The sequence below is a fragment of the Mycobacterium sp. MS1601 genome (assembly GCF_001984215.1).
Classification (GTDB): domain Bacteria; phylum Actinomycetota; class Actinomycetes; order Mycobacteriales; family Mycobacteriaceae; genus Mycobacterium.
Genome location: NZ_CP019420.1, coordinates 3,783,443 through 3,808,823, shown reverse-complemented (window position 1 = coordinate 3,808,823; position 25,381 = coordinate 3,783,443). Strand labels below are relative to the sequence as shown.

The following is a 25,381-nucleotide window of genomic DNA, read 5'->3' as shown; positions in this document are numbered from 1 at the left end:
CGCTCAGGTGGCGTCAGTGTCGAACGGCGTCGCCGTCGGAGCTGGGGGCACAGCCGGCTTGGCCGCAGTGTCAGCCGGCGGGGCGGGAGGGCTCTGATCGGGCTTGTTGTCGAACTTGCCGGTGAACAGCGAATCATCGCCGTCCAGAAGGTGTTTCGTCAGTGCAGCACGCGGAGTCATGCCGCGCAGCTTCTGCAACTCGGACAGCGGTTCGCGAAGATCGTCAAAATCGGCACCGAAGTCGTCACGCAACTGCGATGTGGCACCGGAGACGTATTCGCGGGCCTGGCGCACGGCCCCGGCCGTCCACCGGATGGCGCCGGGCAGCCGCTCCGGGCCCAACACCACCAGACCGATGATGACCAGGAGCAGCATCTCGCCCCAGCCGAGATTGGCGAACACTAGCTGTCCGGGGTGGGATTGACGGTCAGTGTCACGCGGCGACCGTCGCGCATGACCTCGATGGGCGAATCCTGACCGATCGGCAACTGACGGACGGCAACGGTGAACTCGTTGGCGTCGGCCACATTACGATCGCCGACCTTGACCACCACGTCGTTCTCCAGGATGCCTGCGCGCTCGGCGGGACTGCCGGCACGCACATTGGCCACCTGGGCACCGGAGGCCAGGTCATTGCTCACCGACCGTGCCGAGAGGCCCAGGGTGGGATGGGCGATCTTGCCGTCGCGGATCAGCGCCTCGGCGACCTGCTTCACCTCGTTGACCGGAATGGCGAAGCCCAGCCCACTGGCACTGTCGGACAGCGATTTTCCAGCGGTGTTGATACCGATTACCTCGGACTCCATGTTGATCAGGGGCCCACCGGAGTTGCCGTGGTTGATCGAGGCGTCGGTCTGGATGGCGTCGATCACGGTGTCGGTGTCCGAGCCTTCGCCGGAGAGCGGAACCGGACGGTGCAACGCGCTGACGATGCCGGAGGTGACCGTCGAACGCAGCCCCAACGGCGCGCCGGCGGCAATCACCTCTTCACCGACGACGACGTCATCGGAATTGCCGAGGCGGGCGACGGTGAGGTTGTCGACGTTGTCGACCTTCAGCACGGCGAGGTCGGTCTTGGGATCGCGGCCCACCAGGTTGGCAGGTACCGACTTGCCGTCGTTGAAGACCACGGACATCTTCCACTGGCTCGGGTTGGTGGCCGCCTCGGAGATGACGTGGTTGTTGGTCACCACGTAGCCCCGGCCGTCGATGACGACGCCGGAGCCCTGCGAGCCCGAGTTGTCGCTCTTGGCTTCGATGGTGACCACGGAGTCGGCCACCGACGCCGCCACCGAGGCGATCTGGCCGGCCGGGAGGTCGCCGCTGTCGGAAGTCTCCAACGTCACTTTGGACGTGGTGAAGGCCTGCACCACTTCGGCGGTCTTGCGGCCGACCCATCCACCGGCGAGCCCGATCACCAGAGCGATGACGGCCAAAACCGCCAGCGCGGCGTAGGACACCCGGCCGCCGAACAGCACGTCACGAACGCCGAGCTTCCCGGGCTGGACGATCACCTGTTGCGGAGCGGGCGCAGAAACGGCAGGCGTTCCCAGCGCCGCAGCCGCAGCAGGGTCACGCCAGGGGTCTTCTGCGGCGTCGGGCGAGGAACCGTTCTTCCTGGCGGCTTCCTCGGCCTCCAGGGCGCCGGAGTCCACCGGGTGACGCTGCAGGGAATCACCCTCGGCATAGGGGCGTCCGAAGGCCTCGGCGAGCACGGGGTCCGGCGGCTGATCGCGCGGCTCGTACTCCGAACCTTCGCGGAACTTCTGGGGCCGCAGGTTGTCGGCGACGAATGATCCGTCCACCCCGTCGGGTCGCCCGAACGTGCGTCGCTGTGCGTCGTCTACCGGCGGCCTCGAGACGGGACGCGGCGCCAAACGGGGCCCACCGGGCCCCTGGCCTGAGTTGTCCTGGTCCGAACTCACGTCATCCTCATTCTGGGGGCGTCGGCATGCCAGCCGCCCGATACTGACCTATCGAGCCCGCATCGCAGCGGACTCGGCCCCATCCACCCTACCGGCGGCGGCGGCGAGGTCGCTCGGAGTCGTCTGTCAACCGGGTGTCGTCGACCAAACGCTCGGCAATGTGCTCAGGCGCATCATCGGGCGGCGTGAGCGGGGCGTGGGGTATCTGCGACAGCATGCCGAGCAGACCGCTGGGGATGTGAATGGGGCATGAGTCGCGAAGCGCCTCCCGGGCCTGCCGCTGCGCATCCACTTCTGCCGCACAGTCGGCACACATCGACAGGTGGTGGGCAGCGCGCAGGTGCGCATTCATCCGGAGTTCGCCGTCGACGAACGCGGCAACTGCCTCGATGGAGAGGTGTTCGGTGGAGCCGAATTGACGAGGAGCACCTACCGGTGCATCACTCTGAGAGGCGAAGTGGGCGGGGAGCCAGGAGAACGCCCGTCGAAATACGTGTCCCCGGTCGCTCATTCACCCCGCTCCTTCCGATCACGCGCTGCAGTCTTAGCGATTCCTTATCAAATGTAGCGCGCAATCGGCCGTCGGACACCCCGACTCGGCATCTTTTCAGTCAGAATTTGCCGCAGCGTCAACGCGCTGCTGAGCGGCAAGGAACTCCCGCAGTGCCTGCCGACCCCGATGAATGCGGCTCCGCACGGTACCGAGCTTGACGCCCAGGGTGGCGCCGATCTCCTCGTAGGACAGACCTTCGATGTCGCACAGGACGACCGCGGCACGGAACTCCGGCGGCAGTGAATCCAGCGCAGCCTGCAGGTCAGGCCCCAGACGCGAGTCGTGATAGATCTGCTCGGGGTTGGGTTCATCCGCGGGCACCCGGTCGTAGTCCTCGGGCAGCGCCTCCATGCGGATGCGACCACGCCTGCGGACCATGTCGAGGAACAGGTTGGTGGTGATGCGGTGCAACCAGCCTTCGAAGGTGCCGGGCTGGTAGTTCTGCACGGATCGGAACACCCGGATGAACGTCTCCTGGGTGAGGTCCTCGGCGTCGTGCTGATTACCGGACAGACGATAGGCCAGGCGATACACGCGGTCTGCGTGCTGGCGTACGAGGTCGTCCCACGACGGCATGGTTGCGATGTCGCCGGTGGCGTCGAAGACAGCCGTGCCCTGCAACTCCTCCGACGGGGGCTGAGCCCATTCGGTGTCTACAGTGCTGGCGACGTGCGACATGTTTTGCGGCGCCGTCATCGTGGTCGTCGGATCCTCCTGATCAACGTGTTGCTGCATTCTAGTGCCAGATGGAACCGGCAGTTCGATAGTGGTGGGAACGCGCGAGGGGTGAACGCTATTCCCTGACCAGCGACCACCGAGTTCCATGCCCCATACCGTGCTGCATCGGCGTGTGTTGGCCATGTGAGCAATCTGATCTTTTCCTAAGAATGATTGGTTGCCCCAGCTCATGCCCCAAATCGTGATCTTCAAACGTGCGTGTCGCCACAGGGTGCCGTCGTGTCACAGCTCCCGGATGGCGCGCCTGCACACCCCCGCGGGCGCAGCCATCTACGCTGCGGGCATGGCCCCCGAAGACCAGCCGTCCCCGGCCGAAGCCATCGTGTCGCATGCCGAGAGCGCCATCACCGAGGACGCAGTGCTGGCGGCGGCGCGCGAACGGGCCACCGACATCGGCGCCGGCGCGGTGACACCCGCAGTCGGCGCATTGTTGAGCCTGCTGGCCCGGGTCAGCGGCGGCAAAGCAGTGGTGGAAGTGGGCACCGGCGCCGGTGTCAGCGGGCTCTGGTTGATGTCCGGCATGCGCGACGACGGCGTCCTGACCACCATCGACATCGAGCCAGAGCACCAACGGACCGCCAAGCAGGCCTTCAACGAAGGCGGTATCGGCCCGTCGCGGACCCGGCTGATCAGCGGCCGCGCCCAGGAAGTGCTGACAAGGCTGGCCGACGAGTCCTATGACCTGGTGTTCATCGACGCAGAACCAGTCGACCAGCCCGACTTCGTGGTCCAAGGGATCCGGCTGCTGCGTCCCGGAGGGGTGATCGTCGTCCACCGGGCCGCACTGGGCGGACGCGCGGGTGATCCCGCCGCCAATGACGCCGAGGTGTCCGCGGTGCGCGAGGCTGCGCGATTGATCGCCGAGGACGAGCGACTGACACCTGTCCTCATCCCGCTGGGCGACGGCATCCTGGCTGCCGCCCGCGAGGTGATCCAGACCGGCTGACCAGGCCGCGACGGGAAGACCCCCAGCCGAGCTGGGGGCCTTCAGCGTCGGGCTACGAAGCGGTCAGGCACAGAGCCCGATGATCTCCTGCCGCAGCCGGTCTCCCTCGGCGAGTCGACCCTGCTGCACCGGATCCTGGTTGGTGACGCCGGTGAGCGCGTTGGCACCGATGTCCTGAAGGGTTACGGCGAACTGTCGAACAGGACCGGCGAGTTCGGGTGCGGCGTCGTCGCCCAGCTGTTGTTCGAGGTAGAGCCCACCACCCAGCAGCGCGAGGCGGGCATTGCCCGCGACAGCTGTCTGCGCCACCGGATCGGGGCCGAGGTTGCCGTTGGTCTGCAGTTGCACTGCCCGACTCACGGTGTCGACGGCGGCACACACCCGGGCCTTTGCCGCAGCGGGATCGGCGGGAGCGGCCTCAGCGGTGGTGGTTTCGGGTTCGGATTCGGACACCGTTGCCGGTTCGGCGGACTTGGATGTCAGAGCCCACACCGATACCGCGACCGCGACGAGCGCGACCACCAGTGCCAGAGGCGCGATCCACCCCGAGGCCGGCTGCTGGCGATGGCCGGCGGGGGTTGCGCTGGTGAGAACTTCGTCGTCCGCGTCGTCAGGCATGCGGCGATAGTAACGGCACTGGTCGCCGAGTTTGGCCGGTACGTCCTGAATCCGTCGAGAGCGCAGTGCATCTCACTTTCGTCGTCGGACTGGTCAAATACAGACCCCGTGGTGTAGCAAAGGTGCTGATGGCTAACCAACACCAGAGTTCGAGCCCGCAACGCGAGGCGATGTCGCGACGTTTGATGCGTCGCTCAGCGGTCTCCGGCCAGATCCAGCTGCCCGCCGTGCCCAGCATGGTCGACGACTACGTCGCACTGTGCGGCAACGTCTTCTCCGACGTGGGGCGGGCATTCAACGAGGTCGAGCTGGACAACCTGCGACAGCTGCTGCAGCGCCAGCTCGATGAGGCGTTCAAGCAGTCACCGCGATCCTCGATCACCATCTCCTACAGCGCAGGCGTAGCGGCGCTGCTGAACTATGAGATCAACATCGAATGGTGGTCACTGGAGAAGACCTACGAGAACTGGATCGCCACGCGTAAGCCACCGCTTTTCGGCACCGAACCCGATGCCCGGGTGTGGACTCTGGCCGCCGCGGCACCCGACCCGGCTGCTTTTCCTGTTCTCGACGTCGGCGCCGGAACCGGCCGTAACACCATGGCTTTGGCGCGCCGCGGACACCCCGTGGACGCGGTGGAACTCACCGGCAAGTTCGCCGAACAGATCGCCGACGACGCCGAGCGGGAGTCGCTGCCCGTGCGGGTGGTCATCGGTGACATCTTCGCGTCGTCCCAAGGGCTTCGCGACGACTACATGATGATTCTGCTGTCGGAGGTGGTCTCCGACTTCCGCACCACCGACCAGCTACGCGCCCTGTTCGAATTGGCGTCGGCGCATCTGGCTCCCGGCGGGCAGCTGGTGTTCAACGTGTTCGTCACCAAACCCGGCTACGAGTTGGACGACGCCACACGCGAACTCGGCCAACAGTGTTATGCCGCCATCTTCTCCCCTGACGAGATTGCCGCGGCTGCAGCCGGTTTGCGGCTGATTCTGCTGAGCGATGAGTCGGTGTACGACTACGAGAAGAAAAACCTGCCCCCGGACAAGTGGCCACCCACCAGTTGGTACGCCGAGTGGGTCAGCGGTCAGGACGTGTTCGACATGCCGCGGGAGGAGACTCCGGTGGAGATGCGCTGGCACGTCTACGGCAAGATCGGCACGCCGGGCTCGTAACCGATTGCAGAGCAACAACAGTGGGGGTGCCGGCGCCGCCGGCACCCCCACTGTTGTGTTCAGCTGTCAGTCGTCGTCCGCCCCGGCGTTGTCGGCGCCGTCCGAACCGGACTGACCGGCACCGCCCACGGAGCCCGGGTTGCCGCCGGCCCCCGAGACGCCACCCGGGGACAAACCGAGACCACCGGGACCGCCCAGACCGCCCAGACCGCCGGTTCCGGTACTGGTGCCACCCTTGCCACCCTTGCCTCCCGTGCCGGAAGCTCCTCCGGAGCCCAGGAAGCTGGATCCGCCGCCCGCTCCGGCCTTGCCGCCGTTGCCGCCGTCGCCACCGTCGCCACCGTCACCACCGTCACCACCGTCACCACCCGCGCCGCCCGTGGAGGGGGTCACGCCGGTAGCACTGCCCCCGGCGCCCCCGGCGCCGCCGGTGCCGCCGGTGGTGGAACTGTTGCCGCCGTTACCGCCGGCAGCGCCATTGCCACCCTTGCCGCCATTTCCGAACAGACCGCCGTTACCACCGGCTCCACCGTTACCACCAGCGGAACCGTTCTCACCGGGAGCGCCGTTGCCACCGTTTCCACCGTTTCCGCCGGCACCACCGGTGGATCCGCCGACCAGCGACACCGACGACCCGCCGAGACCGCCGAGACCGCCGGCCGCACCGCCAGCGGATCCGTCACCACCATCGCCGCCGTCACCGCCTGTTCCCGGAGTCAGGCCGACGAAGGATCCGCCCGCACCTCCGGCTCCGCCGACGCCGAGAATGCCTTCACCAGTTCCGTTCCCGCCATCACCGCCGTCACCGCCCGGGGTCAAATTGGGCGTGCCGGGGGTTCCCGCCTTCCCGCCCAACAGCGGATTGAGGAACACGTCGTCTCCGTCGACGCCTGCGCCGCCGTTCCCGCCGTTACCGCCCTGTCCGAAGAGCCCCAGCACGCCTGCGCTGCCGCCTCGTCCGCCATTGCCGCCGTTGACGGCCGGCCCGAGCGAGCCCGGCGGGTTGTACCCGGCGCCGCCGTTGCCGCCGTTTCCGCCGTTGCCGAAGAAGGCGAATTCACCGGCGTTGCCGCCGTTTCCGCCGGCCTTGCCCAGGCCGCCGTCGCCCCCGTCACCGCCGTCGCCGTAGAACAGACCGCCCCGGCCGCCGTTTCCTGCGGCCGCGAGGCCCAGCGGATCGGTCCAACCATCGCCACCGCTTCCCATGAAGATGCCGCCGTTGCGGCCGTTGGGATTCAGAGCTGTGCCGTCAGCACCGTTGCCGATGAAGAAGTTCAGCCCGGGGATGGCGCCAGCCATGTCGAGGAAGCCCTCGATGGGATCGGTGAAGGGGGATGGCGCGAGCATGGGGCCAACCAAAGAGTTGGGCGTGGGCACCGACGACAGGCCGTTGAAGCCCGCGCCGAAGAACGAACTGGTGTCGTTGAGCTCACAACTGACCAAGGGCACGCATACTTCGTCGACAGGCGCCGCCTGGGCTGTGCCGGCCGTCGCCAACATCGCGACCGCCGGAGCACCGAGGATCAGGCCTGCGCCCGCGACCGCCACACCGAGCCTGGCTGCGGGTCTGTTGCGCTGTGTTGAGTGCTTTGCCATGTAGGAATCCCCTCCACAAAAGTGACGTACATCACGCGCTGACGCACGTCGCAGCAACGTAGCACCCCCACTGTGGACAAGAGGTGAAATCTGAGACCATTTCTTTGCGAATCTTGCACTCGAAAATAGCTGAGGTCACACGGTCGGCCGACTCGCGGATTTCCGAACCACACCGGACTCGATGAGGTCGGAACATATCAAGATCAGGGTTTAGCTGGACTCTTATCGGGTAGCGCCCGAATCTCATCACAACCAAGGGCCTGAATACGAAAGTAAGTACATTGAACGAACAGGACTGATCATCATTCTCTGAATTTGAATTCATGGTTTGCTCAACAGTGGATAGAGCCCCACTCGAGGAGCCCACACGCAAAAGATCCACCCGCCCTAGGCAAACACATGAGATGACGTCCAACACCTGTTGATTGACGCAAACTGAACATGCGTTTAGCATTCTGAACATGCGTTCAATGGATCTGACGGCAACCGCCCGAATCCGTGATGCCGCCATCGCGCAGTTCGGCGAGAAGGGCTTCGGCGTCGGCGTCCGGGCCATCGCCGAGGCCGCGGGCGTAAGCCCCGGCCTGGTGATCCATCACTTCGGTTCCAAAGCCGGCCTGCGAGCGGCATGCGACGACTACATCACGGAGTTGATTCGCAGCTCGAAGTCGGAGTCACTGCGGACACACGACCCGGCGGCGTGGTTTGCCAAACTCGCTGAGATCGAAGAATTCGCACCGGCGATGTCCTACCTGGTACGCAACATGCAGGAAGGCAGTGAACTCGCAAAGAGCTTGTGGCGCACCATGATCACCAACGCCGAGGCCTACCTCGAAGAGGGCGTGAAAGCAGGAACCATCAAAGAGTCGCGAGACCCCAAGGCACGGGCCAAGTTCCTGGGAATCATCGGCGGCGGCGGGTTCCTGCTGTATCTGCAGTTGCACGAGCATCCCGAGGACATGCGCACAGTGCTGCACGACTACGCCCAGGACATGGTGCTACCCGCACTCGAGGTCTACTCCCACGGATTGATGACGGATTCGTCGATGTACGACGCGTTCCTGGCCCGAGAAGTTGGAGATCGACATGACGATTGAAATCGAAGGATTGACAAAGAGATTCGGAACAGCCACCGCGCTGGACGGGCTGCATCTGAGTGTGCGTGAAGGTGAGGTCCACGGATTCCTCGGGCCCAACGGGGCGGGGAAATCCACCACCATCCGGATCCTTCTCGGACTCGTGAAACCCGATGGCGGCAGAGTCCGATTGCTGGGTGGCGATCCCTGGACCGATGCCGTGCGACTGCACCGTCACATGGCCTACGTTCCCGGTGACGTCACACTGTGGCCCACCCTGACCGGCGGCGAGACCATCGATCTGCTGGGTCGCATGCGCGGCGGCCTGGATGACCGGCGGCGCGCCGAACTCATCGAACGCTTTGCTCTCGATCCCACCAAGAAGGCGCGCACGTATTCGAAAGGTAACCGGCAGAAGGTCTCCCTGGTGTCGGCTTTCTCCTCACACGCCCGGTTGCTTCTGCTGGACGAACCCAGCTCGGGCCTGGATCCCCTGATGGAGAACATCTTTCAGCAATGCGTGACCGAAGCCCACAGCCGCGGCGTCACCGTCCTGTTGTCCAGCCACATCCTGGCCGAGACCGAGGCACTGTGTGAACGGGTGACGATCATCCGGGCCGGCAAGACCGTCGAGAGCGGCACCCTGAAAGAACTGCGCCACCTCAGTCGCACCGCCATCACCGCTGAATTGCTGGGCGACCCGGGCGACATCAGTCACATACCGGGGGTCGAAGACGTCTCTGTCCAGGGACGCACACTGCACGCTCAGGTCGACAGCGACAGCCTCGGTGAACTGATCCGGGTGCTCGGACAAGCCGGAGTCCGGAGCCTCGTCAGCCAACCACCCACGCTCGAAGACCTCTTTCTTCGGCACTACGACGTCGGCGCGGCATGAGTACCGCACTGCTGGACCATCCCGCGCACCGGGCCGCATCAACACCGTCGGAGTTCACCGGCACCACGCAGTTGCTCCGGCTGTACCTGCGCCGGGACCGACTGGTCGCACCACTGTGGATTCTGATGCTGTCGGTGCCACTGGCCACGGTGTACATCGGCAGCGTCGAAGCCGTCTACCCGACAGCCGCCGACCGGGCCGCGTTCGCCGCGTCGATCATGGCCAGCCCGGCCCAGCGGGCCCTCTACGGCAACGTCTACAACGACAGTGTCGGCGCCGTCGGCATCTGGAAGGCCGGGGTTTTTCATCTGCTGATCGCTGTCGCGGTGATCATGACGATGATCCGCCATACCAGAGCCGACGAGGAAAGCGGGCGCACCGAACTCCTCGACTCGACGGTGGTGGGACGACGAGCGGGGCTCACCGCGGCGCTGATGCTGTCGTTCGGGGCATCAACGCTGACCGGGCTCATCGGCTTCGCCGGGTTGCTCACCGCCGACATCCGGCGGCGGGCTCGCTGGCGTTCTGCCTGGCGCTCATCGGTTCCGGACTGGTGTTCACCGCCGTGGCCGCCGTCGCCGCTCAACTCTGTCCGAGTGCACGGTCCGCGCGGGGCATCGCGTTTTCCGTTCTCGCAGCGGCCTTCACGTTGCGCGCAGTCGGCGACGCCGGTGCCGGCTGGATGGCCTGGCTCTCGCCGCTGGGCTGGTCACTGCAGGTGCGGCCATTCGCGGGTGATCACTGGTGGGTGCTGGTGCTGCACCTCGGCACCACTGCAGCCGTGACAGCAGTCGCCTTCGCACTTCTGGGGCGCCGTGACATCGGCTCTGGTCTGCTGGCCGAGCGCCCCGGACCTGCAACGGCGGCAGCAGGTCTGGCGGGGCCACTCGGTCTGGCGTGGCGCCTCGACCGCGGAGCGGTGATGTTGTGGACGGTCGGGCTGACGCTCTACGGGCTGCTCATCGGCAGCGTGGCGCACGGCATCGGGGACGAGATCGGCAACTCCGATCTCGCCCGCGACGTGGTGACCAGACTCGGCGGAACGGCTGCTATGGAACAGGCTTTCCTGGCCGTGGCGTTCACGATGCTGGCGATGGTGGCATCGGCGTTCGTGGTGTCGCTGGTGTTGCGTCTGCACCAGGAAGAAAGCGGCCAGCGTGCCGAAGTCCTGCTGGCCGGCGCCGTCAGCAGAACACGTTGGCTGGCAAGCCATCTGGTGGTGGCATTGCTCGGGTCAGCTGCAGCGCTGACACTCGCCGCAGTGGTGGCGGGACTGACCTACGGCGCTGCGGCCGGAGATGTCGGCACCGAACTGCCTGCCGTGGTCGGCACCGCGCTGGTACAGGTGCCCGCGGTGTGGCTGCCTGCCGCGGTCACGCTGGCGCTGTTGGGGGTGCTGCCGCGGTTCAACGCAGTCGCGTGGGGTGTGCTGGCAGGGCTGATCGCGGTGTACCTGCTGGGGTCCTTGTCCGGCGCACCGCAATGGCTGCTGGATCTTCAGCCCTACACCCACATCCCCCACGTCGGTACGGGAACGTTCAGCGCGACTCCCCTGCTGTGGTTGTTGACGCTCGACGCCGCGCTGATGACGGTGGGCATCGTGGCTTTCCGGCGACGCGACCTACGCTGACCGTCCCATACTGAGCACATGGAGCAGTTGCTCACGGGTTTGGGGTTGGCGACGGCCGCCGGGCTCAACGCCTACATCCCCATGCTCATGCTGGGACTGCTGGCCCGGTTCACCGACATCGTCACCCTGCCTGGCACCTGGTCGTGGATGGAGAACGGCTGGGTGCTGACGATCGTCACCCTGTTGTTGGTGGTCGAGTTCGTCGCCGACAAGGTCCCGGCACTGGATTCGGTGAACGACGTCGTGCAGACCATTGTCCGGCCGACCGCCGGTGGCATCGTGTTCGGTTCCGGCACCGCCGCCGAGACCACGGCCGTCACCGACCCCGCCGAGTTCGCCCGCTCGGGCCAGTGGATACCGGTGGTCATCGGCGTCGTGGTGGCACTGGCGGTGCATCTGGCGAAGTCCGCGGTACGCCCCGCCGCCAACGTGGCGACCGCAGGGGTAGCGGCGCCGGTGCTGAGCACGGTCGAAGACGGCATCAGCGTGTCACTGGTACTGGTGGCGCTGGTGATTCCGGTCCTGGTGTTGGTGGTCGTGGCGTTGCTGATCTGGGGCGCGCTGGCACTGTGGCGCCGACGCAGACGTCAACGCGGTTCGTCGCCCACCCGGTAGCAGTTGCGGCCCGCCATCTTGGCGCCGTACATGGCATCGTCCGCCGCCCGCAACAGCGCCTCGGCCTCGACACCGGATCCCGGCGCCACCGCAATCCCGATGCTCAGTCCGATGGCCACCGTCGTCGACCCCAGCGGCAGCGGCGCCGCCAGCGCATCGAGCAGGCGGTCGGCCAGCGCCACCGCCGATTCCGGCAGCACCGCATCGGTGACGTGGACGATCACGGAGGCCCACGAGCTGGTGGGAAAACGCGCCGTCGAGATCGTGCATCCGGACGACATCCCGGAATTCGGTGCGTTGATGCGGTCCATGGGCGAGGGCCTCCGCATCAAGGAACAGGTGCATCGACGAGGTGACGCCGCGTCAGATCCAGACACCCTTACCGACGGCGACGATGCCACCGGAGCTGACGGCGAACCGCTCCCGGTCCTTCTCGAGGTCGACGCCAACCATCTCCCCAGGCCCGACGACCACGTTCTTGTCGAGGATCGCCCGTCGCACCACGGCGCCGCGACCCACCCGGACACCCGGGTGCAAAACGCTGCCCTCGACGATGGCACCGTCGTCGATGACGACGTTGGAGGACAACACCGAGTTGCGCACCGACGCCGCCGAGATGATGCTTCCGGCACCGACGACGGACTCCTGCGCGGACCCACCGTTGACGAACTTGGCCGGAGCCAGGTTCTCCGAGCCACCGCGGATGGGCCAGCGCTTGTTGTACAGGTTGAAGATCGGGTGCACGGACACCAGATCCATGTGCGCGTCGTAGAACGCGTCGAGGGTTCCGACGTCACGCCAGTAGCCGTGGTCACGTTCGGTGGCGCCGGGAACCTCGTTGTTGTTGAAGTCGTAGACCGCCGCCATGCCGTCTGCCACCAGCCGCGGGATGATGTCGCCGCCCATGTCGTGGTCGGAGTGGTCCTCGTCGGCATCGGCGCGGATGGCGTCGATCAACACCTTGGTGGTGAAGATGTAGTTGCCCATGGAGGCGAACGTCATCTCCGGATCGTCGGGAGTGCCGGGCGGGTCGGTGGGTTTTTCCACCCAACCACGGATCCGGCCGGAGTCGTCGGCGTCGATGCATCCGAACGCCGATGCCTCCGCCCGCGGCACCCGGATGCCGGCGACGGTGGCACCCGCGCCGCTCTCGATGTGCGCCTGCAGCATCTGCTCAGGGTCCATCCGATACACGTGGTCAGCGCCGAAGATCACGATGTAGTCGGGGTCTTCGTCGTAGATCAGGTTCAACGACTGATAGATCGCGTCGGCCGAACCGGTGTACCAGCGCGGACCAAGGCGTTGCTGTGCCGGAACCGGCGTGATGTATTCGCCCGCCAGACCGGACAGCCGCCAATTCTGCGAGATGTGCCGATCCAGGGAGTGCGACTTGTATTGCGTGAGAACGCAGATCCGCAGAAACCGCGCGTTCACCAGATTCGACAGCACGAAGTCGATCAACCGGTATCCACCACCAAAGGGAACCGCGGGCTTCGCCCGATCCGCTGTCAGCGGGTAAAGCCGCTTGCCCTCCCCGCCCGCCAGGACAATCCCCAGCACATGTGGCGCTTCCCTCATGAGACAAACCTAGCTTGCAGCGGCGAACTGCGGCTAGGGCAATCGCCGAGAATGTGCCCTTCTTGTCCCGAAGTCGGATTGCTGTTCAAGGTATTTGGCACGTGACGGGCGTCAGGTTGACCCAATACCTGCGCCGGCGCGTCCCGACTACTACGGTCGTGCGTATGCGGGTGGCGATGATGACACGGGAATATCCACCTGAGGTGTACGGGGGCGCCGGCGTCCACGTCACCGAACTGGTCGCACAACTGCGCAAACTGTGTGATGTCGACGTCCATTGCATGGGCGCCCCGCGACCGGGCGCGTTCGTCCACCAGCCCGATCCGCAGCTCGCAGGCGCCAACGCCGCGTTGTCGATGCTGTCCACCGACCTGGTGATGACCAACGCGGCCGCCGGTGCCGACATCGCGCACTCCCACACCTGGTACACCGGGATGGCCGGTCACCTCGCGAAACTACTGCACGGCATCCCGCACGTGGTGACCGCGCATTCTCTCGAACCCCTGCGGCCATGGAAGGCCGAGCAGCTCGGTGGCGGCTATCGCGTGTCGTCCTGGGTGGAGAAGACGGCCATGGAGGGCGCTGACGCGGTGATCGCCGTCAGTTCCGGAATGCGCAAAGACGTGCTCGAGGTATACCCGGCACTGGATCCCACCAAGGTGCACGTCGTGAAAAACGGCATCGACACCGATGTCTGGTATCCGGTCGAGGCGGGATCGGTGCTCGCCGAACTCGGAGTGGACCCGTCGCGGCCCGTGGTCGCGTTCGTCGGCCGGATCACGCGCCAAAAGGGGGTGCCACACCTCGTGGCCGCCGCCCACCAGTTCGACCCCGAGATCCAGCTGGTGCTGTGTGCGGGCGCACCGGACACCCCCGAGATTGCCGCCGAGGTCTCCGGCGCGGTGGAGCGGCTGTCGGAGACACGGACGGGCGTGTTCTGGGTGCGTGACATGCTGCCCGTCGACAAGATTCGCGAAATACTTTCAGCTGCAGCAGTTTTCGTATGCCCGTCGGTGTACGAACCGCTCGGCATCGTCAATCTCGAAGCCATGGCCTGTTCCACGGCCGTGGTGGCCTCCGACGTCGGCGGCATCCCAGAAGTGGTGGCAGACGGCACCACCGGCACCCTGGTGCACTACGACGCGGCTGACACCCGCAGCTTCGAGGCCGGCATCGCTGCGGCGGTCAATGCGTTGGTGGCAGACCCCGCTCGCGCAGCACAATATGGCGCTGCGGGACGTCAGCGCTGCATCGATGAATTCTCGTGGGCGCACATCGCCGAGCAGACGCTGGAGATCTATCGCGCGGTGTCGGGGTAGGCCCGGCATGCCGAACCCCGCGCAAAGCGCGGGGTTCGATCACCAACAGCGGGTGGCCTCAGCTGGTCACGTTCTTGAGTTCGTCACCGAGCGCGGCGGCTTCGTCGGGTGTCAGTTCCACAACCAGTCGGCCACCGCCTTCGAGCGGTACCCGCATCACGATGCCACGCCCCTCTTTGGTTGCTTCCAATGGACCGTCGCCGGTCCGGGGCTTCATGGCCGCCATCGAGTGCTCCCTCCAAGTTGGACTACTCGTCCCCGTCATGGACCAGACCGGCGCGTTGGTTGTCCACCCGTTCCAACCAGCAGCGCCGAAAGGCCAGTTCACGAATCCATTGTTCCTTATCGGGCCCGCAACGTGTGTAAGACCCGGCCGTTAACGGTCGGCAACCGCCGGAACCCAACACGTTGCGACATGGTCGTCGACCATCCCGGTGGCCTGCATCAAGGCGTAGGCCGTGGTGGGGCCGACGAATTTGAACCCCCGACGCTTGAGGTCGCGGGCCATCGCAGTGGACTCTGGCGTGACAGCGGGGACGTCGGCCATGGTGGCGGGACGGGGCCGCGGAGCGGGCGCATAGGACCACAACAGGTCCGACAGGTCGGTGTCCAACTCCGCCACTACCCGGGCGTTGTTGATGGTGGCCTCGATCTTGGCCCGATTGCGCACGATCGCGGCATCAGCCATCAGGCGCTGGACGTCGTCGTCGCCGAAGGCAGCAACGGAATCGATGTCGAAGCCGTCGAACGCAGCTCGGAAACCCTCCCGCTTACGCAGGATGACCAGCCACGACAACCCACTTTGAAAGGCTTCCAGGCTCACCCGCTCGAACAGCGCGACGGTGCCGCGCAGCGGCCGGCCCCACTCGGTGTCGTGATAGTCGCGATAGAGCTCGGAACCGCTGTCGGCCCAGCCGCAGCGCACTTTGCCGTCGTCACTCACGGGCGTCGGCGTCAACCGTCTCCGCGCGCAGCGTCGCCACCTCGGCACGCAGTGCGTCGAGCTCCTGACCGAGCCGCTCGAGCACCCAGTCCACCTCGCTGGTCTTGTAGCCGCGCACGGCCTGACTGAACTTCACCGCCTCGACGTCGGCGCCCGTGACGCCGGAGGCCGGTAAAACCGTCGCTGTGGTGGCGCGGGGTAGCGGAGGCAGCTGCTCGCCGCGACCGAACACCACACTTGCCACGCCGAACAGCACAATGGCGATGAGGATGAGCACAACCAGGTACAGCAGAACCATCGTCACGCCATCGATATTGCCTTACCTCATGGGGCGCAGCGTGTTCATGGGCGGGCGGTCGTCCAGCGACACCTTGGACACCCGCGGCGTGAAGTCGTCGCCGTCGGCGAAGAACTGCGTCAACCCGACCTCGGAGTCGGTGATGCCGCAGCGCGAGAGCAGGGTCGCGATCACCTGACGGCTCATGTCGCCGAGCGCGGTCAGCGGCTGATTGCGGTGCACCCGCACACCGAGGTTGACCTGGGCGATGGCGTCGATGCCCAGCTTGTCGTAGGTGTCGACCAGCAGGCCGATCTCCACGCCGTAGGCCGGGGCGAACGGCACCGACATCAGCAGTTCACGGGTTCCTGCGTACTCGCCGCCGAGCGGCTGGAAGACGCCGCTGAGCTCGGGGCGCAGCGAGGCCAGCATGGGACGGGCCACCAGCTGGGTCACCCGGCCGCCACCGTTGGCATCCTCGCTGCCACTGACCTTCAACGGCCTGCGGTAGAAGCCCTTGACCAGATGGATGCCCTCGCGGGTGAGCAGCGGGCCCACCAGGTTGGGGACGAACATCGGCGACGGATCGATCAGGTCGGAGTCGACGAAGACCACGATGTCGCCGGTGGTGGCCGCCAGCGACCGCCACAGCACTTCGCCTTTGCCGGGGTTGGGGGGAAGCTCGGGTAGCGCCTGCTCACGGCTGACGACCTTGGCGCCTGCGGCGATGGCGCGGATCTCGGTGTCGTCGGTGGAGCCGGAGTCCAGCACGATCAGCTCGTCGACCAGGCCACCGAGCATGGGTGAGATGGTGTCGATGACAGAGGCGACGGTTTCTTCTTCGTTGAGTGCGGGCAGCACCACGGAGATGGTGCGGCCCTTCTTGGCCGCCTCCAGTTCGGCGACCGTCCAGGTGGGGCGGTTCCAGCTGTTCTCTGCGAGCCAGGTGTCGGTGCGCAATTTGCTCTCGATGGCCAGGTCAGGTGTTGTCGTCATGCCAGTCCCCTCACCGTGCGCGTCGGTGGACGCACTCCTTGGATCGACGCGACCATTTCCAGTACGCGCCGAGTGGGTCCGACCTCGTGTACCCGGAACATCCGCGCTCCGTCGGCCGCTGCCAGTGCGGTGGCCGCCAGGGTGCCGTCCAGGCGCTCGGTCAGACCCACACCCAAAGTCTCCCCGACAAAATCCTTGTTGCTCAGGGCCATCAGGACCGGCCATCCAGTCTTAACAAGGTCTTTTACATGCCGCAACAAACTAAGACTGTGGTAAGTGTTCTTCCCGAAATCATGAGTGGGGTCTATGAGAATCCGCTCGCGCTGAACACCTTTGCTCACGGCGTTTTCTGCCGCGGCGGTGACGTCGGCGATCACGTCGTCCACCACTGCGCGGGTACTGGTCCCGTAGTTGACCCGGAACGGACGCGTGCGTGGGGTCGCGCCGCCGGTGTGCGAGCACACCAACCCCGCTCCGAACTCTGCCGCCACCTCCGGCAGGCCCGGATCAGCGCCCGCCCAGGTGTCGTTGATCAGATCCGCCCCCGCCGCACAGGCCAGCTTCGCCACCGACGCCCGCCAAGTGTCGACGCTGATCAACTGGTCCGGGAAGGTGGCGCGCAGCCACTCGATGAAAGGCACCACCCGGGCCACCTCTTCATCGGCGTCGACGAACTGGCCGGGTCCGGCCTTCACCCCGCCGATGTCGATGACGTCAGCACCGTCCTCCACAACCGTGTACGCCGCAGCCTTGGCCGCCTCGTCGGTGAAGGTGGCACCGCGGTCGTAGAACGAGTCCGGTGTGCGGTTGACGATCGCCATGATGAGAGCCCGGTCGCCGGCGACCGGCCGGCCCAGAAACGTCGCCTGCACATACCCAGGCTAACCGCGCGAGAACGGCGCTCAGTTTCTGCAGCAGGGTTGTGACTCAGCGCTCAGAGCAGCCCTGGCGCAGAAAAGTAGAACCGCCTCGTCGTCAGGCGCCGCCCTTCGGACGCTTCCCGTGTCTCTGGGTCAGCGCTCCTTCAGGGCTTCGTTCCTCAGCCCTTCGGACGCTTCCCGTGTCTCCGGGTCAGCGCTCCTTCAGGGCTTCGTTCCTCAGCCCTTCGGACGCTTCCCGTGTCTCCGGGTCAGCGCTCCTTCAGGGCTTCGTTCCTCAGCCCTTCGGACGCTTCCCGTGTCTCCGGGTCAGCGCTCCTTCAGGGCTTCGTTCCTCAGCCCTTCGGACGCTTCCCGTCCGCCACCTCGGTCACGTACTCCTCATAGAACTCGACATAACCCTCGTCCCGGCCGGCGAGCACGTACAGCGGGTCCTGCACGTCGGAGCCGTAACCCTCCTTGCGCAGATCCACCTTGCGACTCTTGAACGTCGACGTGTGCTCCAACGACTCCACCAACCGGACGAACAGCGGCACGGCGTAGGCGGGCAGCTTGCCGTACACCGCGGCGGCCAGGGCCTTGCCGTCGAAGGACGAGCCGTCGCGCAGCTTCACCGCGGCCATGCCGGCGCGCCCGCCGGTGTCGGGCACCTCGACGCCGTAGACGGTGCATTCCTCGATGTCGTGCAGATCGACCAACGCACCCTCGACCTGGGTGGTGGCGACGTTCTCCCCTTTCCAGCGGAAGGTGTCCCCGAGCCGGTCAGCGAAGGCCGCGTGCCCCATGCCCTGCGGGTTCATCACGTCACCGGTGTTGAACCAGACGTCGCCGTCTTTGAAGGCATTGCGCACCAGCTTCTTCTCGGTGGCCGCTTTGTCGGTGTAGCCGTCGAAGGGCGACAGCTTGTTCACCGGGCTGATCAGCAGCCCAGGCTCACCGGCAGGCACCTTTCGCACGCGGCCGGAAGAGTCGCGCGTGGGCTCGCCGGTGTCGGCGTCGTACTCGACATAGGCCAGCGGCATCGGGCTGATGCCGGTGCTCTTCGCGACGTTGAAGACATTGAGGAAGGCGGTGTTGCCCTCGCTGGCGGCATAGAACTCGGCCACCCGTTTGATGCCGAACCGGGTGGTGAACTCGTCCCAGATCTCCGGACGCAGACCGTTTCCGGCGATCACCCGCACTCTGTGGGCGCGGTCGGTCGGCTTCTCCGGCTGGTTCAGCAGATACCGGCACAGCTCGCCGATGTAGACGAATGCCGTCGCGTCGTAGCCGATGACCTCGTCCCAGAACCGCGACGCCGAGAACGACTTGCCCAGCGCCAGCGTCGCCCCCGAGGTCAGTGCCGAGGACAAGGCCACCGTCAACGCGTTGTTGTGATAGAGCGGCAGACAGCAGTACAGCACGTCGTCGCTCTTGAGTCGCAGCGTCAGACCGCCGAACCCGGCCAGCGCACGCAGCCACCGAAAGTGGGTCATCACACTGGCTTTCGGGTGCCCGGTGGTCCCGGAGGTGAAGATGTAGAACGCGGTGTCCTTGGCCAGCACCGCGGAGGCAGACGCCGGATTGCCGGTGGGTGCCGTCTCGGCCAGCCGGTGCAGCTCGTCGACGGTGGTGGGTTCGGGGGCGCCGTCGGCCACCGCGCCGCATTCGACGATCGGTTCGATGAATTCCGTCTCGGCGATGATGACCGTGGCCTTCAACAGCCCGATGCTGTGTGCCAGCACGTCACCGCGTTGGTGATAGTTCAGCATCCCCGCGACGGCGCCACACTTGACCGCCGCCAGCATGGTGAGCACCGCGTCGGGTGAGTTGCGCAGCATGATGCCGACGACGTCGCCGTGCCCGACCCCGCGCGCGGCCAGTACCGCGGCATACCGGTTGGCGGTGGCATTGGCTTCGGCGTAGGTCAGGGTCTGGTCTTCGAACCTCAGGAACGGCCGGTTGGCGTACTTCTCGGCACGGTCCTGGAACACCTTGCCGATCGAGGTCTTCGATGTGGGCCGAGCCAAAAACCCCGTCGTCACTCCTCGCAGGATCTGCGGGGCATCGGCGAGAACCGCCGGCACCTGCGTAACGATGTCAGCCAGGCCGACAGAGGATCGGGAACCGTTCTGCTCGGACATGCGCGTGCGCCCCTCGTCTTCAGCGGATTCGGAGGCTAGCGTAACCGGATCGGTACAACTGCCGTTGTCAGCGGGGCGCGCAGAGGTCCAGAGCTGCTTCGACGTCACGCACCACCAGCAGTCGATCCAGCGCTGTCGCACCGACATAGCCGGTCGCCACCAGCCCGGAGAGCCAGTCCCGCAGGCCGTCGTAGTGGCCGCCGGGGTCCAGCATCACGACGGGCTTGTCGTGCATTCCGAGGTAGCCGGCTGTCCACGTCTCGAACAGTTCCTCGAGGGTGCCGATGCCGCCGGGCAACGTGATGAACGCGTCGGCACGGTCCTCCATGATCTGTTTGCGCTGCCGCATGGTGTCGGTGACGATCAGCTCTTCGGCGTCGACGTCGGCGAGTTCGCGATGCACCAGTGCCTTGGGGATGACGCCGACGGTGCTGCCGCCGTGCGCTCTGGCTCCCGTCGCGATGGCCCCCATGGCCGAGACGTTGCCGCCGCCCGATACCAGGGTCCATCCCCGGTCGGCGATTGCCGCCCCGAGAGCTGTGGCCAACGCCAGGAGTTCAGGGTCGCGGGGGCCGGAGGCACAGTAGACGCAGACGGCCCACTGCCGGTCGGATTCTTGGTCGGAGCGCACTGGAAAAACCTTAGACTCCGGCGGTGTCGATCACCGCAGCCGCCGAGGCGGCGCAGGCGTTGGCCTGGCAGGGCCGTGGTCGCGAGGCCGAGGAGGTGCTGTCGGCTCTCGACACCGATGTCCTGTCCGAGGCGCAGCTGTTGGCGGTGGCGCTGCCCAGAGCGGCCAACCAGTTCTGGATGCTCAGTGAACCCGAGCGGGCGACGGCGTATCTGCGTGCCGTGCGCAACCGTGTTGCCGGGTCGGCCGGCCTGACGGTCGACGCGCTGCTTGCCACCTTCGCGATGAATGCCGGCAACCCGGTGCGGGCGTTGGAGCTGGCGGGACAGGTACTCGCCGCGCCCGCGGCCTCCGACATGGCCGTGGCGTGGGCGGCCAGCACGTCGTCGCTGTGCGCGGCGCGGGTCGGCCGCGTCGCCGAGGTGCAGGGTTTCGCCGAGCGTGCCGAGGCCGCCGGGCATCCGGGGCTGCTGCGCTACACCATCGGGCTGGCACGGATCACCACGTCGACCATGGCAGGCGCGCTCGAGGACGCCGACACCACCGCGCGGGCCCTGACGTCCGGCGGGCAACCCGCGACCTCGATCGCCGACGTCCTGCTGGCGTCGGTGCTGATGCGCCGCGGTGACGACGCGGCGGCCGCGAAGCTGCTGAGTGCGGCCGCACCGATTCTTGATCGCACCGGCTATTCGTGGGGCCCACTGGCACTGATGTTGCTCGCGACCGCGCTGGCCCGGTCCGGCGAGCTGGCGGAAGCGGCAAAAGCGTTGTCGCGGGCAGAGTCCCGGCACGGCACCAAGTCGGCGTTGTTCGCCCCCGAACTCGGATTGGCACGGGCGTGGCGGTTGGCGGCGGCCCATGACCAGCACGGCGCGATCGCCGCGGCCAGGCAAGCCGCTCAGACCGCCGAACGGTCCGGGCAGCACTGCGTGGCGATCCTGGCCTGGCGTGATGCGTCCGAGTTGGGCGACTCCCGCGCCGACGCCGCACTGCACCGGTTGGTCACCGAAACCGCGACGACGTTGAGGTGATCGGCAGTGTCAGTCCGAAGCGGCTGCGGTGAGGTAGCCGCGCAGCATGTCGACGGCGGCGGTGATCTGCCCGACGTGCACCCGCTCGTCGCGGCGGTGGGCCAGGTTCGGATCTCCCGGGCCATAGTTCACCGCAGGAATGCCCAGGGCGGCGAACCGGGCGACGTCGGTCCAGCCGTACTTGGCGCGGGCCTGCCCGCCCGCCGCTTTGACCAGCGCAGCCGCGGCCGGCATCTGCAGGCCGGGCAGGGCGCCGGCGGCGGCGTCGGTCTGTTCGATGGTCACGTCCAGGCCGTCGAACACCTCGCGCACGTGGTCGAGCGCCTGCGCCGGGGTGCGGTCGGGCGCAAACCGGAAGTTCACCGTCACCGAGGCGGCGTCGGGGATCACGTTGCCCGCCACTCCCCCGTCCACCCGCACCGCAGACATGCCTTCCCGGTAGACGCAGCCGTCGATGTCCACGTCGCGGGCACGGTACTGCGACAACCGGGCCAGCACACCGGACAACTTGTGAATGGCGTTGTCGCCCAACCAGGATCGTGCCGAGTGCGCCCGGGTGCCGGTGGCGCTGACGACCACCCGCAGGGTGCCCTGGCAGCCGGCCTCGATGAAGCCGTCGGAAGGCTCACCGAGTACCGCGACGTCGGCATGCAACCAGTCCGGCAGCTCCCGTTCGATGCGACCCAGCCCGTTGGCCGAGGCCTCGATCTCCTCGCAGTCGTAGAACACCAGGGTCAGGTCGTGGGCCGGCTTGTCGATGGTGGCGGCCAGGTGTAGGAACACCGCGTCCCCGGCCTTCATGTCGACGGTGCCGCAGCCGTGCAGGATCTCGCCCTCGCGGCGCGACGGCACATTGTCGGCGGCGGGCACGGTGTCCAGATGCCCGGCCAGCATCACCCTGGTGGGCAGTCCGTACTGGGTGCGGGCCAGCACGGCGTTGCCGTTGCGGATGATCTCGAAGCCCGAGGCCTGCCCGCGCAGCGCGTTCTCCACCTCGTCGGCGATGCGACTCTCGTGGCGCGATTCGCTCGGGATGTCCACCAACGCTGCGGTCAGGGCGATGGGGTCACCGCGTAAGTCCAGCACAATGTGCCAGCGTAACGGCCCGGGCGCATCCAGTAGCCTGGTGCATCGTGACTGGAGCTTCGGGTATTGGTGTGGCAACGCTGGCGGCCGACGGAACTGTGCTCGACGCCTGGTTCCCCGCGCCGGAACTCGGTGATGTCGATGTGCCTGGCACCGTGCAGCTCTCGGTGGCCGAGGCCACCGCGGAGCTGGCCGAACTCACCGGTCGCGACGACGACCGCGACGTGCAGACGGTATTGGTACGCACCTCGATCGGCTCCCTCGACGACGCCCCGCGGACGCCTACGACGTCTATCTGCGGCTGCATCTGCTTTCGCACCGCCTGGTCCCGCCGCACGGGCTCAACGCCGCCGGCTTCTTCGGGCTGCTGGCCAATGTGGTGTGGACCAACTACGGCCCCTGCGCGGTCGAGGGCTTCGAGTTCGTCCGGGCGAAGCTGCGCAAGCGTGGACCGGTGACGGTGTACGGCGTCGACAAGTTCCCCCGCATGGTCGACTACGTGGTTCCCGCCGGGGTGCGGATCGCCGACGCCGACCGCGTCCGCCTCGGCGCACACCTCGCGTCGGGGACCACGGTGATGCACGAGGGCTTTGTGAACTTCAACGCCGGCACGCTGGGCTCGTCGATGGTCGAAGGCCGCATCTCGGCGGGCGTGGTGGTGGACGACGGCTCCGACATCGGCGGCGGCGCATCCATCATGGGCACCCTGTCCGGTGGTGGCAGCGAGGTCATCTCCGTGGGCAAGCGGTGCCTACTGGGCGCCAACGCCGGGCTGGGCATCTCGCTGGGCGACGACTGCGTGATCGAGGCCGGGCTGTACGTCACCGCGGGCACCAAAGTGACCCTGAGTGACGGCAAGACGGTCAAGGCGCGCGAGCTCTCCGGCGCCAACAACCTGCTGTTCCGCCGCAATTCGCTGACTGGCGCGGTCGAGGTCGTCACCCGCGAGGGCAAGGGCATCACCCTCAACGAGGCACTGCACGCCAACTAGGGCGGCGAGCATGAGTCAGCTGCGGGCTGACAGCACGCAGAACTCGTTGCCCTCGGGATCGGCGAGCACCACCCAGGACTGCTCGCCCTGCCCGATGTCGACGTGCCGCGCTCCGAGATCGACCAGTCGGGTCACCTCGGCCTGCTGATCGTCAGGGGTGAAGTCGAAGTGCAGGCGGTTCTTGACACTCTTGCCCTCCGGCACCGGCAGGAACAGCCAGACCGGTCCTCCGTCGGGCGGGCTCAACTGCACGTCGCCGTCCTCGGTGACCTCGGACGGCCAGCCCAGAACCTCCGACCACCAGTGGCCGAGGCTGTGGACGTCGACCGCGTCGATGCACACCTCGGTCAAACGAAGGCTCATCGCATCAGCTCCTTCTTGAGCACCTTGCCCATCGCGTTGCGCGGCAACTCGTCGACCAGACGCACCTCACGTGGGCGCTTGTGCGCCGAAAGCTGTTCGCCGACATGGGTTATCAACTCCTCCGGCGTGGCGGTTCCCACCACGTAGGCGACAATCCGTTGCCCCAGGTCGTCATCGGGCACACCCACCACCGCGGCCTCGGACACTCCGGGATGCCCCAGCAGAGCCGTCTCGATCTCACCGGCTCCGATGCGGTAGCCGCCCGACTTGATCAGGTCCACGGACTCACGACCGACAATGCGGTGCATGCCGGTGTCATCGATGACGGCGATGTCACCGGTGCGGTACCAGCCGTCGTCGTCGAGCACCTCAGCGGTGGCCTCGGGGCGGTTCAGGTACTTGTCGAACAGCATCGGTCCGCGAACCACCAACTGCCCCAGAGTTTCTCCGTCGTGCCGAACATCAGCTCCGGCCTCGTCCACCAGCCGGGTCTGCACTCCCGCCACCGGGAGACCGACCCAGCCGGGGCGACGTTCACCGTCGACGCGCGTGCTCAGCGTGATCAGCGACTCGGTGCTGCCGTACCGCTCGATGGGGGTGTGTCCGGTCAGTTCAACCAGGCGGGAGAACACCGGCACCGGCAGCGCGGCACTACCGGAGACGAGCAATCGCGCTGCTGAGAGTGCCCGCGCCGCGGACGGGTCGGCAACCACCCGTGACCACACCGTCGGCACTCCGAAGTACATGGTGCCGCCAGCGGCCGCATACAGCTCCGGCTTGGGTTTTCCGGTGTGCACGAAGGGGTTTCCGATTCGCAGGGACCCCAGCAGGCCCAGCACCAGGCCGTGGACGTGGAACAGCGGCAGCCCGTGCACCAGCACGTCGTCGGGGCTCCACTGCCAGGCCGCGGCGAGGCCGTCGATATCGGCAGCCACGGCCCGTCGAGAGGTCTGCACACCCTTGGGCGCACCGGTGGTCCCGGAGGTGTACATGATGTACGCGGCGCGGTCGGGGTGCGGCTCGGCGTAACGATGCCAGGAGCGGGCGTGCACCCGCACCGGGATGTGCCCCAGCCCGCCTGCATCGTCGGGCACCTCGCCCAGCCAGCCCTGCGCCTTCGAGTCGGACAGGATGTGGGCTCGCTCGGCGACGCCCACGTCCGGCGGCACCGGGACGAACGGGACGCCGGCAATCAGGCACCCGGTCACCGCCAGCACCGTCGTCACCGAGGGCGTGGCCAGGATGGCGACGCGCGACGCCCCGCCCACCCGTTCGGCGACCGACGTCGCCGCACCGAGCAGGTCGCTGCGACTCAGCGTGGTGTCGCCGACGGTCACGGCGTTCGGGATGTCGGCGCCACCGGCGACCGCAGACGGGTTCAGAGATGCCAACAGCACG

Annotated in this window: 25 protein-coding genes and 2 pseudogenes; 9 read left to right on the top strand and 18 right to left on the bottom strand. The window is 66.8% G+C overall.

Annotated features, from left to right (window positions below):
* Positions 1-3: 3 nt before the first annotated feature.
* From tatB to sigE, 4 genes are all read right to left on the bottom strand, one after another.
* Positions 4-402 carry a Sec-independent protein translocase protein TatB gene (gene tatB, locus BVC93_RS18560; RefSeq protein WP_083738762.1) on the bottom strand — a complete coding sequence of 133 codons (399 nt, stop codon included), beginning with the start codon at positions 400-402 and terminating at the stop codon, positions 4-6.
* The gene (gene htrA / locus BVC93_RS18555) at positions 402-1,925 is read right to left on the bottom strand and encodes a serine protease HtrA (protein ID WP_083738761.1); all 1,524 of its coding nucleotides are present in this window, start codon (positions 1,923-1,925) and stop codon (positions 402-404) included. The genes tatB and htrA overlap by 1 nt, the downstream gene beginning before the upstream one ends.
* Before the next feature lie 88 nt (positions 1,926-2,013).
* Complete coding sequence (gene rseA / locus BVC93_RS18550) at positions 2,014-2,436, bottom strand: anti-sigma E factor RseA (RefSeq protein WP_083738760.1); 423 nt, start codon at positions 2,434-2,436, stop codon at positions 2,014-2,016.
* A 96-nt stretch (positions 2,437-2,532) separates the two neighbouring features.
* The gene (gene sigE / locus BVC93_RS18545) at positions 2,533-3,213 is read right to left on the bottom strand and encodes an RNA polymerase sigma factor SigE (protein ID WP_442928963.1); all 681 of its coding nucleotides are present in this window, start codon (positions 3,211-3,213) and stop codon (positions 2,533-2,535) included.
* Between the two features lie 286 nt (positions 3,214-3,499).
* On the opposite strand from sigE, the gene BVC93_RS18540 reads away from it, so the two are divergent.
* On the top strand, positions 3,500-4,162 hold the full coding sequence (locus BVC93_RS18540; RefSeq protein ID WP_083741144.1) for an O-methyltransferase: 663 nt from the start codon (positions 3,500-3,502) through the stop codon (positions 4,160-4,162).
* A gap of 63 nt (positions 4,163-4,225) precedes the next feature.
* On the opposite strand, the gene BVC93_RS18535 is transcribed toward BVC93_RS18540, so the two are convergent.
* Positions 4,226-4,780, bottom strand: coding sequence for a hypothetical protein (locus tag BVC93_RS18535; protein WP_083738758.1), 555 nt, complete (start codon positions 4,778-4,780; stop codon positions 4,226-4,228).
* 128 nt (positions 4,781-4,908) lie between these two features.
* Here BVC93_RS18535 and BVC93_RS18530 point away from each other — a divergent pair, with 128 nt between their 5' ends.
* Positions 4,909-5,955: a class I SAM-dependent methyltransferase gene (locus tag BVC93_RS18530; RefSeq protein ID WP_083741143.1), complete on the top strand. Its 1,047-nt coding sequence runs from the start codon at positions 4,909-4,911 to the stop codon at positions 5,953-5,955.
* Positions 5,956-6,021: 66 nt separating this feature from the next.
* On the opposite strand, the gene BVC93_RS18525 is transcribed toward BVC93_RS18530, so the two are convergent.
* Entirely contained in the window at positions 6,022-7,551 is a 1,530-nt protein-coding gene (locus BVC93_RS18525) for a PGRS repeat-containing protein (protein WP_083738757.1), read from the bottom strand.
* 461 nt (positions 7,552-8,012) lie between these two features.
* Here BVC93_RS18525 and BVC93_RS18520 point away from each other — a divergent pair, with 461 nt between their 5' ends.
* From BVC93_RS18520 to BVC93_RS18505, 4 genes and pseudogenes are all read left to right on the top strand, one after another.
* A complete protein-coding gene (locus BVC93_RS18520; protein WP_083738756.1) occupies positions 8,013-8,648 on the top strand; it encodes a TetR/AcrR family transcriptional regulator in 636 nt (211 codons plus the stop codon).
* Positions 8,638-9,522, top strand: coding sequence for an ABC transporter ATP-binding protein (locus tag BVC93_RS18515; protein WP_083738755.1), 885 nt, complete (start codon positions 8,638-8,640; stop codon positions 9,520-9,522). Before BVC93_RS18520 ends, BVC93_RS18515 begins: the two co-directional genes overlap by 11 nt.
* Positions 9,519-11,152 (top strand): annotated as a pseudogene (locus tag BVC93_RS18510) (ABC transporter permease). The gene BVC93_RS18515 and the pseudogene BVC93_RS18510 overlap by 4 nt, the downstream one beginning before the upstream one ends.
* A gap of 18 nt (positions 11,153-11,170) precedes the next feature.
* Positions 11,171-11,767, top strand: coding sequence for a DUF4126 domain-containing protein (locus tag BVC93_RS18505; protein ID WP_083738754.1), 597 nt, complete (start codon positions 11,171-11,173; stop codon positions 11,765-11,767).
* Here the strand turns inward: BVC93_RS18505 and BVC93_RS18500 are convergent.
* Together BVC93_RS18500 and glgC are read right to left on the bottom strand one after the other, a co-directional pair.
* Positions 11,740-12,078, bottom strand: coding sequence for a diguanylate cyclase domain-containing protein (locus BVC93_RS18500; protein ID WP_192860030.1), 339 nt, complete (start codon positions 12,076-12,078; stop codon positions 11,740-11,742). The two genes, BVC93_RS18505 and BVC93_RS18500, sit on opposite strands and share 28 nt — an antisense overlap.
* Positions 12,079-12,130: 52 nt before the next feature.
* Positions 12,131-13,345 carry a glucose-1-phosphate adenylyltransferase gene (glgC, locus tag BVC93_RS18495; RefSeq protein ID WP_083738752.1) on the bottom strand — a complete coding sequence of 405 codons (1,215 nt, stop codon included), beginning with the start codon at positions 13,343-13,345 and terminating at the stop codon, positions 12,131-12,133.
* 164 nt (positions 13,346-13,509) lie between these two features.
* On the opposite strand from glgC, the gene glgA reads away from it, so the two are divergent.
* Positions 13,510-14,664, top strand: a complete 1,155-nt coding sequence (gene glgA, locus BVC93_RS18490; protein WP_083738751.1) for a glycogen synthase — start codon at positions 13,510-13,512, stop codon at positions 14,662-14,664.
* A 58-nt stretch (positions 14,665-14,722) separates the two neighbouring features.
* Here glgA and BVC93_RS18485 read toward each other — a convergent pair whose 3' ends face one another.
* The 7 genes from BVC93_RS18485 to BVC93_RS18455 form a co-directional block, all read right to left on the bottom strand.
* Positions 14,723-14,890 carry a DUF3117 domain-containing protein gene (locus BVC93_RS18485; protein ID WP_005059648.1) on the bottom strand — a complete coding sequence of 56 codons (168 nt, stop codon included), beginning with the start codon at positions 14,888-14,890 and terminating at the stop codon, positions 14,723-14,725.
* A gap of 150 nt (positions 14,891-15,040) precedes the next feature.
* Positions 15,041-15,607: a DNA-3-methyladenine glycosylase I gene (locus BVC93_RS18480; protein ID WP_083738749.1), complete on the bottom strand. Its 567-nt coding sequence runs from the start codon at positions 15,605-15,607 to the stop codon at positions 15,041-15,043.
* Positions 15,600-15,911: a DivIVA domain-containing protein gene (locus BVC93_RS18475; protein WP_083738748.1), complete on the bottom strand. Its 312-nt coding sequence runs from the start codon at positions 15,909-15,911 to the stop codon at positions 15,600-15,602. Before BVC93_RS18475 ends, BVC93_RS18480 begins: the two co-directional genes overlap by 8 nt.
* 15 nt (positions 15,912-15,926) lie before the next feature.
* Positions 15,927-16,880, bottom strand: a complete 954-nt coding sequence (locus tag BVC93_RS18470) for a glucosyl-3-phosphoglycerate synthase (protein ID WP_083738747.1) — start codon at positions 16,878-16,880, stop codon at positions 15,927-15,929.
* Positions 16,877-17,701, bottom strand: coding sequence for a dihydropteroate synthase (folP, locus tag BVC93_RS18465; protein ID WP_192860399.1), 825 nt, complete (start codon positions 17,699-17,701; stop codon positions 16,877-16,879). The genes BVC93_RS18470 and folP overlap by 4 nt, the downstream gene beginning before the upstream one ends.
* A gap of 392 nt (positions 17,702-18,093) precedes the next feature.
* Positions 18,094-19,881 carry a long-chain-acyl-CoA synthetase FadD6 gene (fadD6, locus tag BVC93_RS18460; RefSeq protein WP_083738745.1) on the bottom strand — a complete coding sequence of 596 codons (1,788 nt, stop codon included), beginning with the start codon at positions 19,879-19,881 and terminating at the stop codon, positions 18,094-18,096.
* A 67-nt stretch (positions 19,882-19,948) separates the two neighbouring features.
* Positions 19,949-20,512, bottom strand: coding sequence for a TIGR00730 family Rossman fold protein (locus BVC93_RS18455; RefSeq protein WP_083738744.1), 564 nt, complete (start codon positions 20,510-20,512; stop codon positions 19,949-19,951).
* Between the two features lie 23 nt (positions 20,513-20,535).
* Between BVC93_RS18455 and BVC93_RS18450 the strand changes: the two genes are divergently transcribed.
* Positions 20,536-21,543 carry a hypothetical protein gene (locus BVC93_RS18450; protein WP_083738743.1) on the top strand — a complete coding sequence of 336 codons (1,008 nt, stop codon included), beginning with the start codon at positions 20,536-20,538 and terminating at the stop codon, positions 21,541-21,543.
* Between the two features lie 9 nt (positions 21,544-21,552).
* Here BVC93_RS18450 and dapE read toward each other — a convergent pair whose 3' ends face one another.
* On the bottom strand, positions 21,553-22,629 hold the full coding sequence (gene dapE, locus BVC93_RS18445) for a succinyl-diaminopimelate desuccinylase (protein WP_083738742.1): 1,077 nt from the start codon (positions 22,627-22,629) through the stop codon (positions 21,553-21,555).
* Positions 22,630-22,676: 47 nt separating this feature from the next.
* Here dapE and dapD point away from each other — a divergent pair.
* Positions 22,677-23,620: pseudogene (gene dapD / locus BVC93_RS18440) on the top strand (2,3,4,5-tetrahydropyridine-2,6-dicarboxylate N-succinyltransferase).
* Between the two features lie 15 nt (positions 23,621-23,635).
* Here the strand turns inward: dapD and BVC93_RS18435 are convergent.
* On the bottom strand, positions 23,636-23,983 hold the full coding sequence (locus tag BVC93_RS18435) for a VOC family protein (protein WP_083738741.1): 348 nt from the start codon (positions 23,981-23,983) through the stop codon (positions 23,636-23,638).
* Positions 23,980-25,380, bottom strand: coding sequence for an acyl-CoA synthetase (locus tag BVC93_RS18430; RefSeq protein WP_083738740.1), 1,401 nt, complete (start codon positions 25,378-25,380; stop codon positions 23,980-23,982). Before BVC93_RS18430 ends, BVC93_RS18435 begins: the two co-directional genes overlap by 4 nt.
* Between the last annotated feature and the right edge of the window lies 1 nt (position 25,381).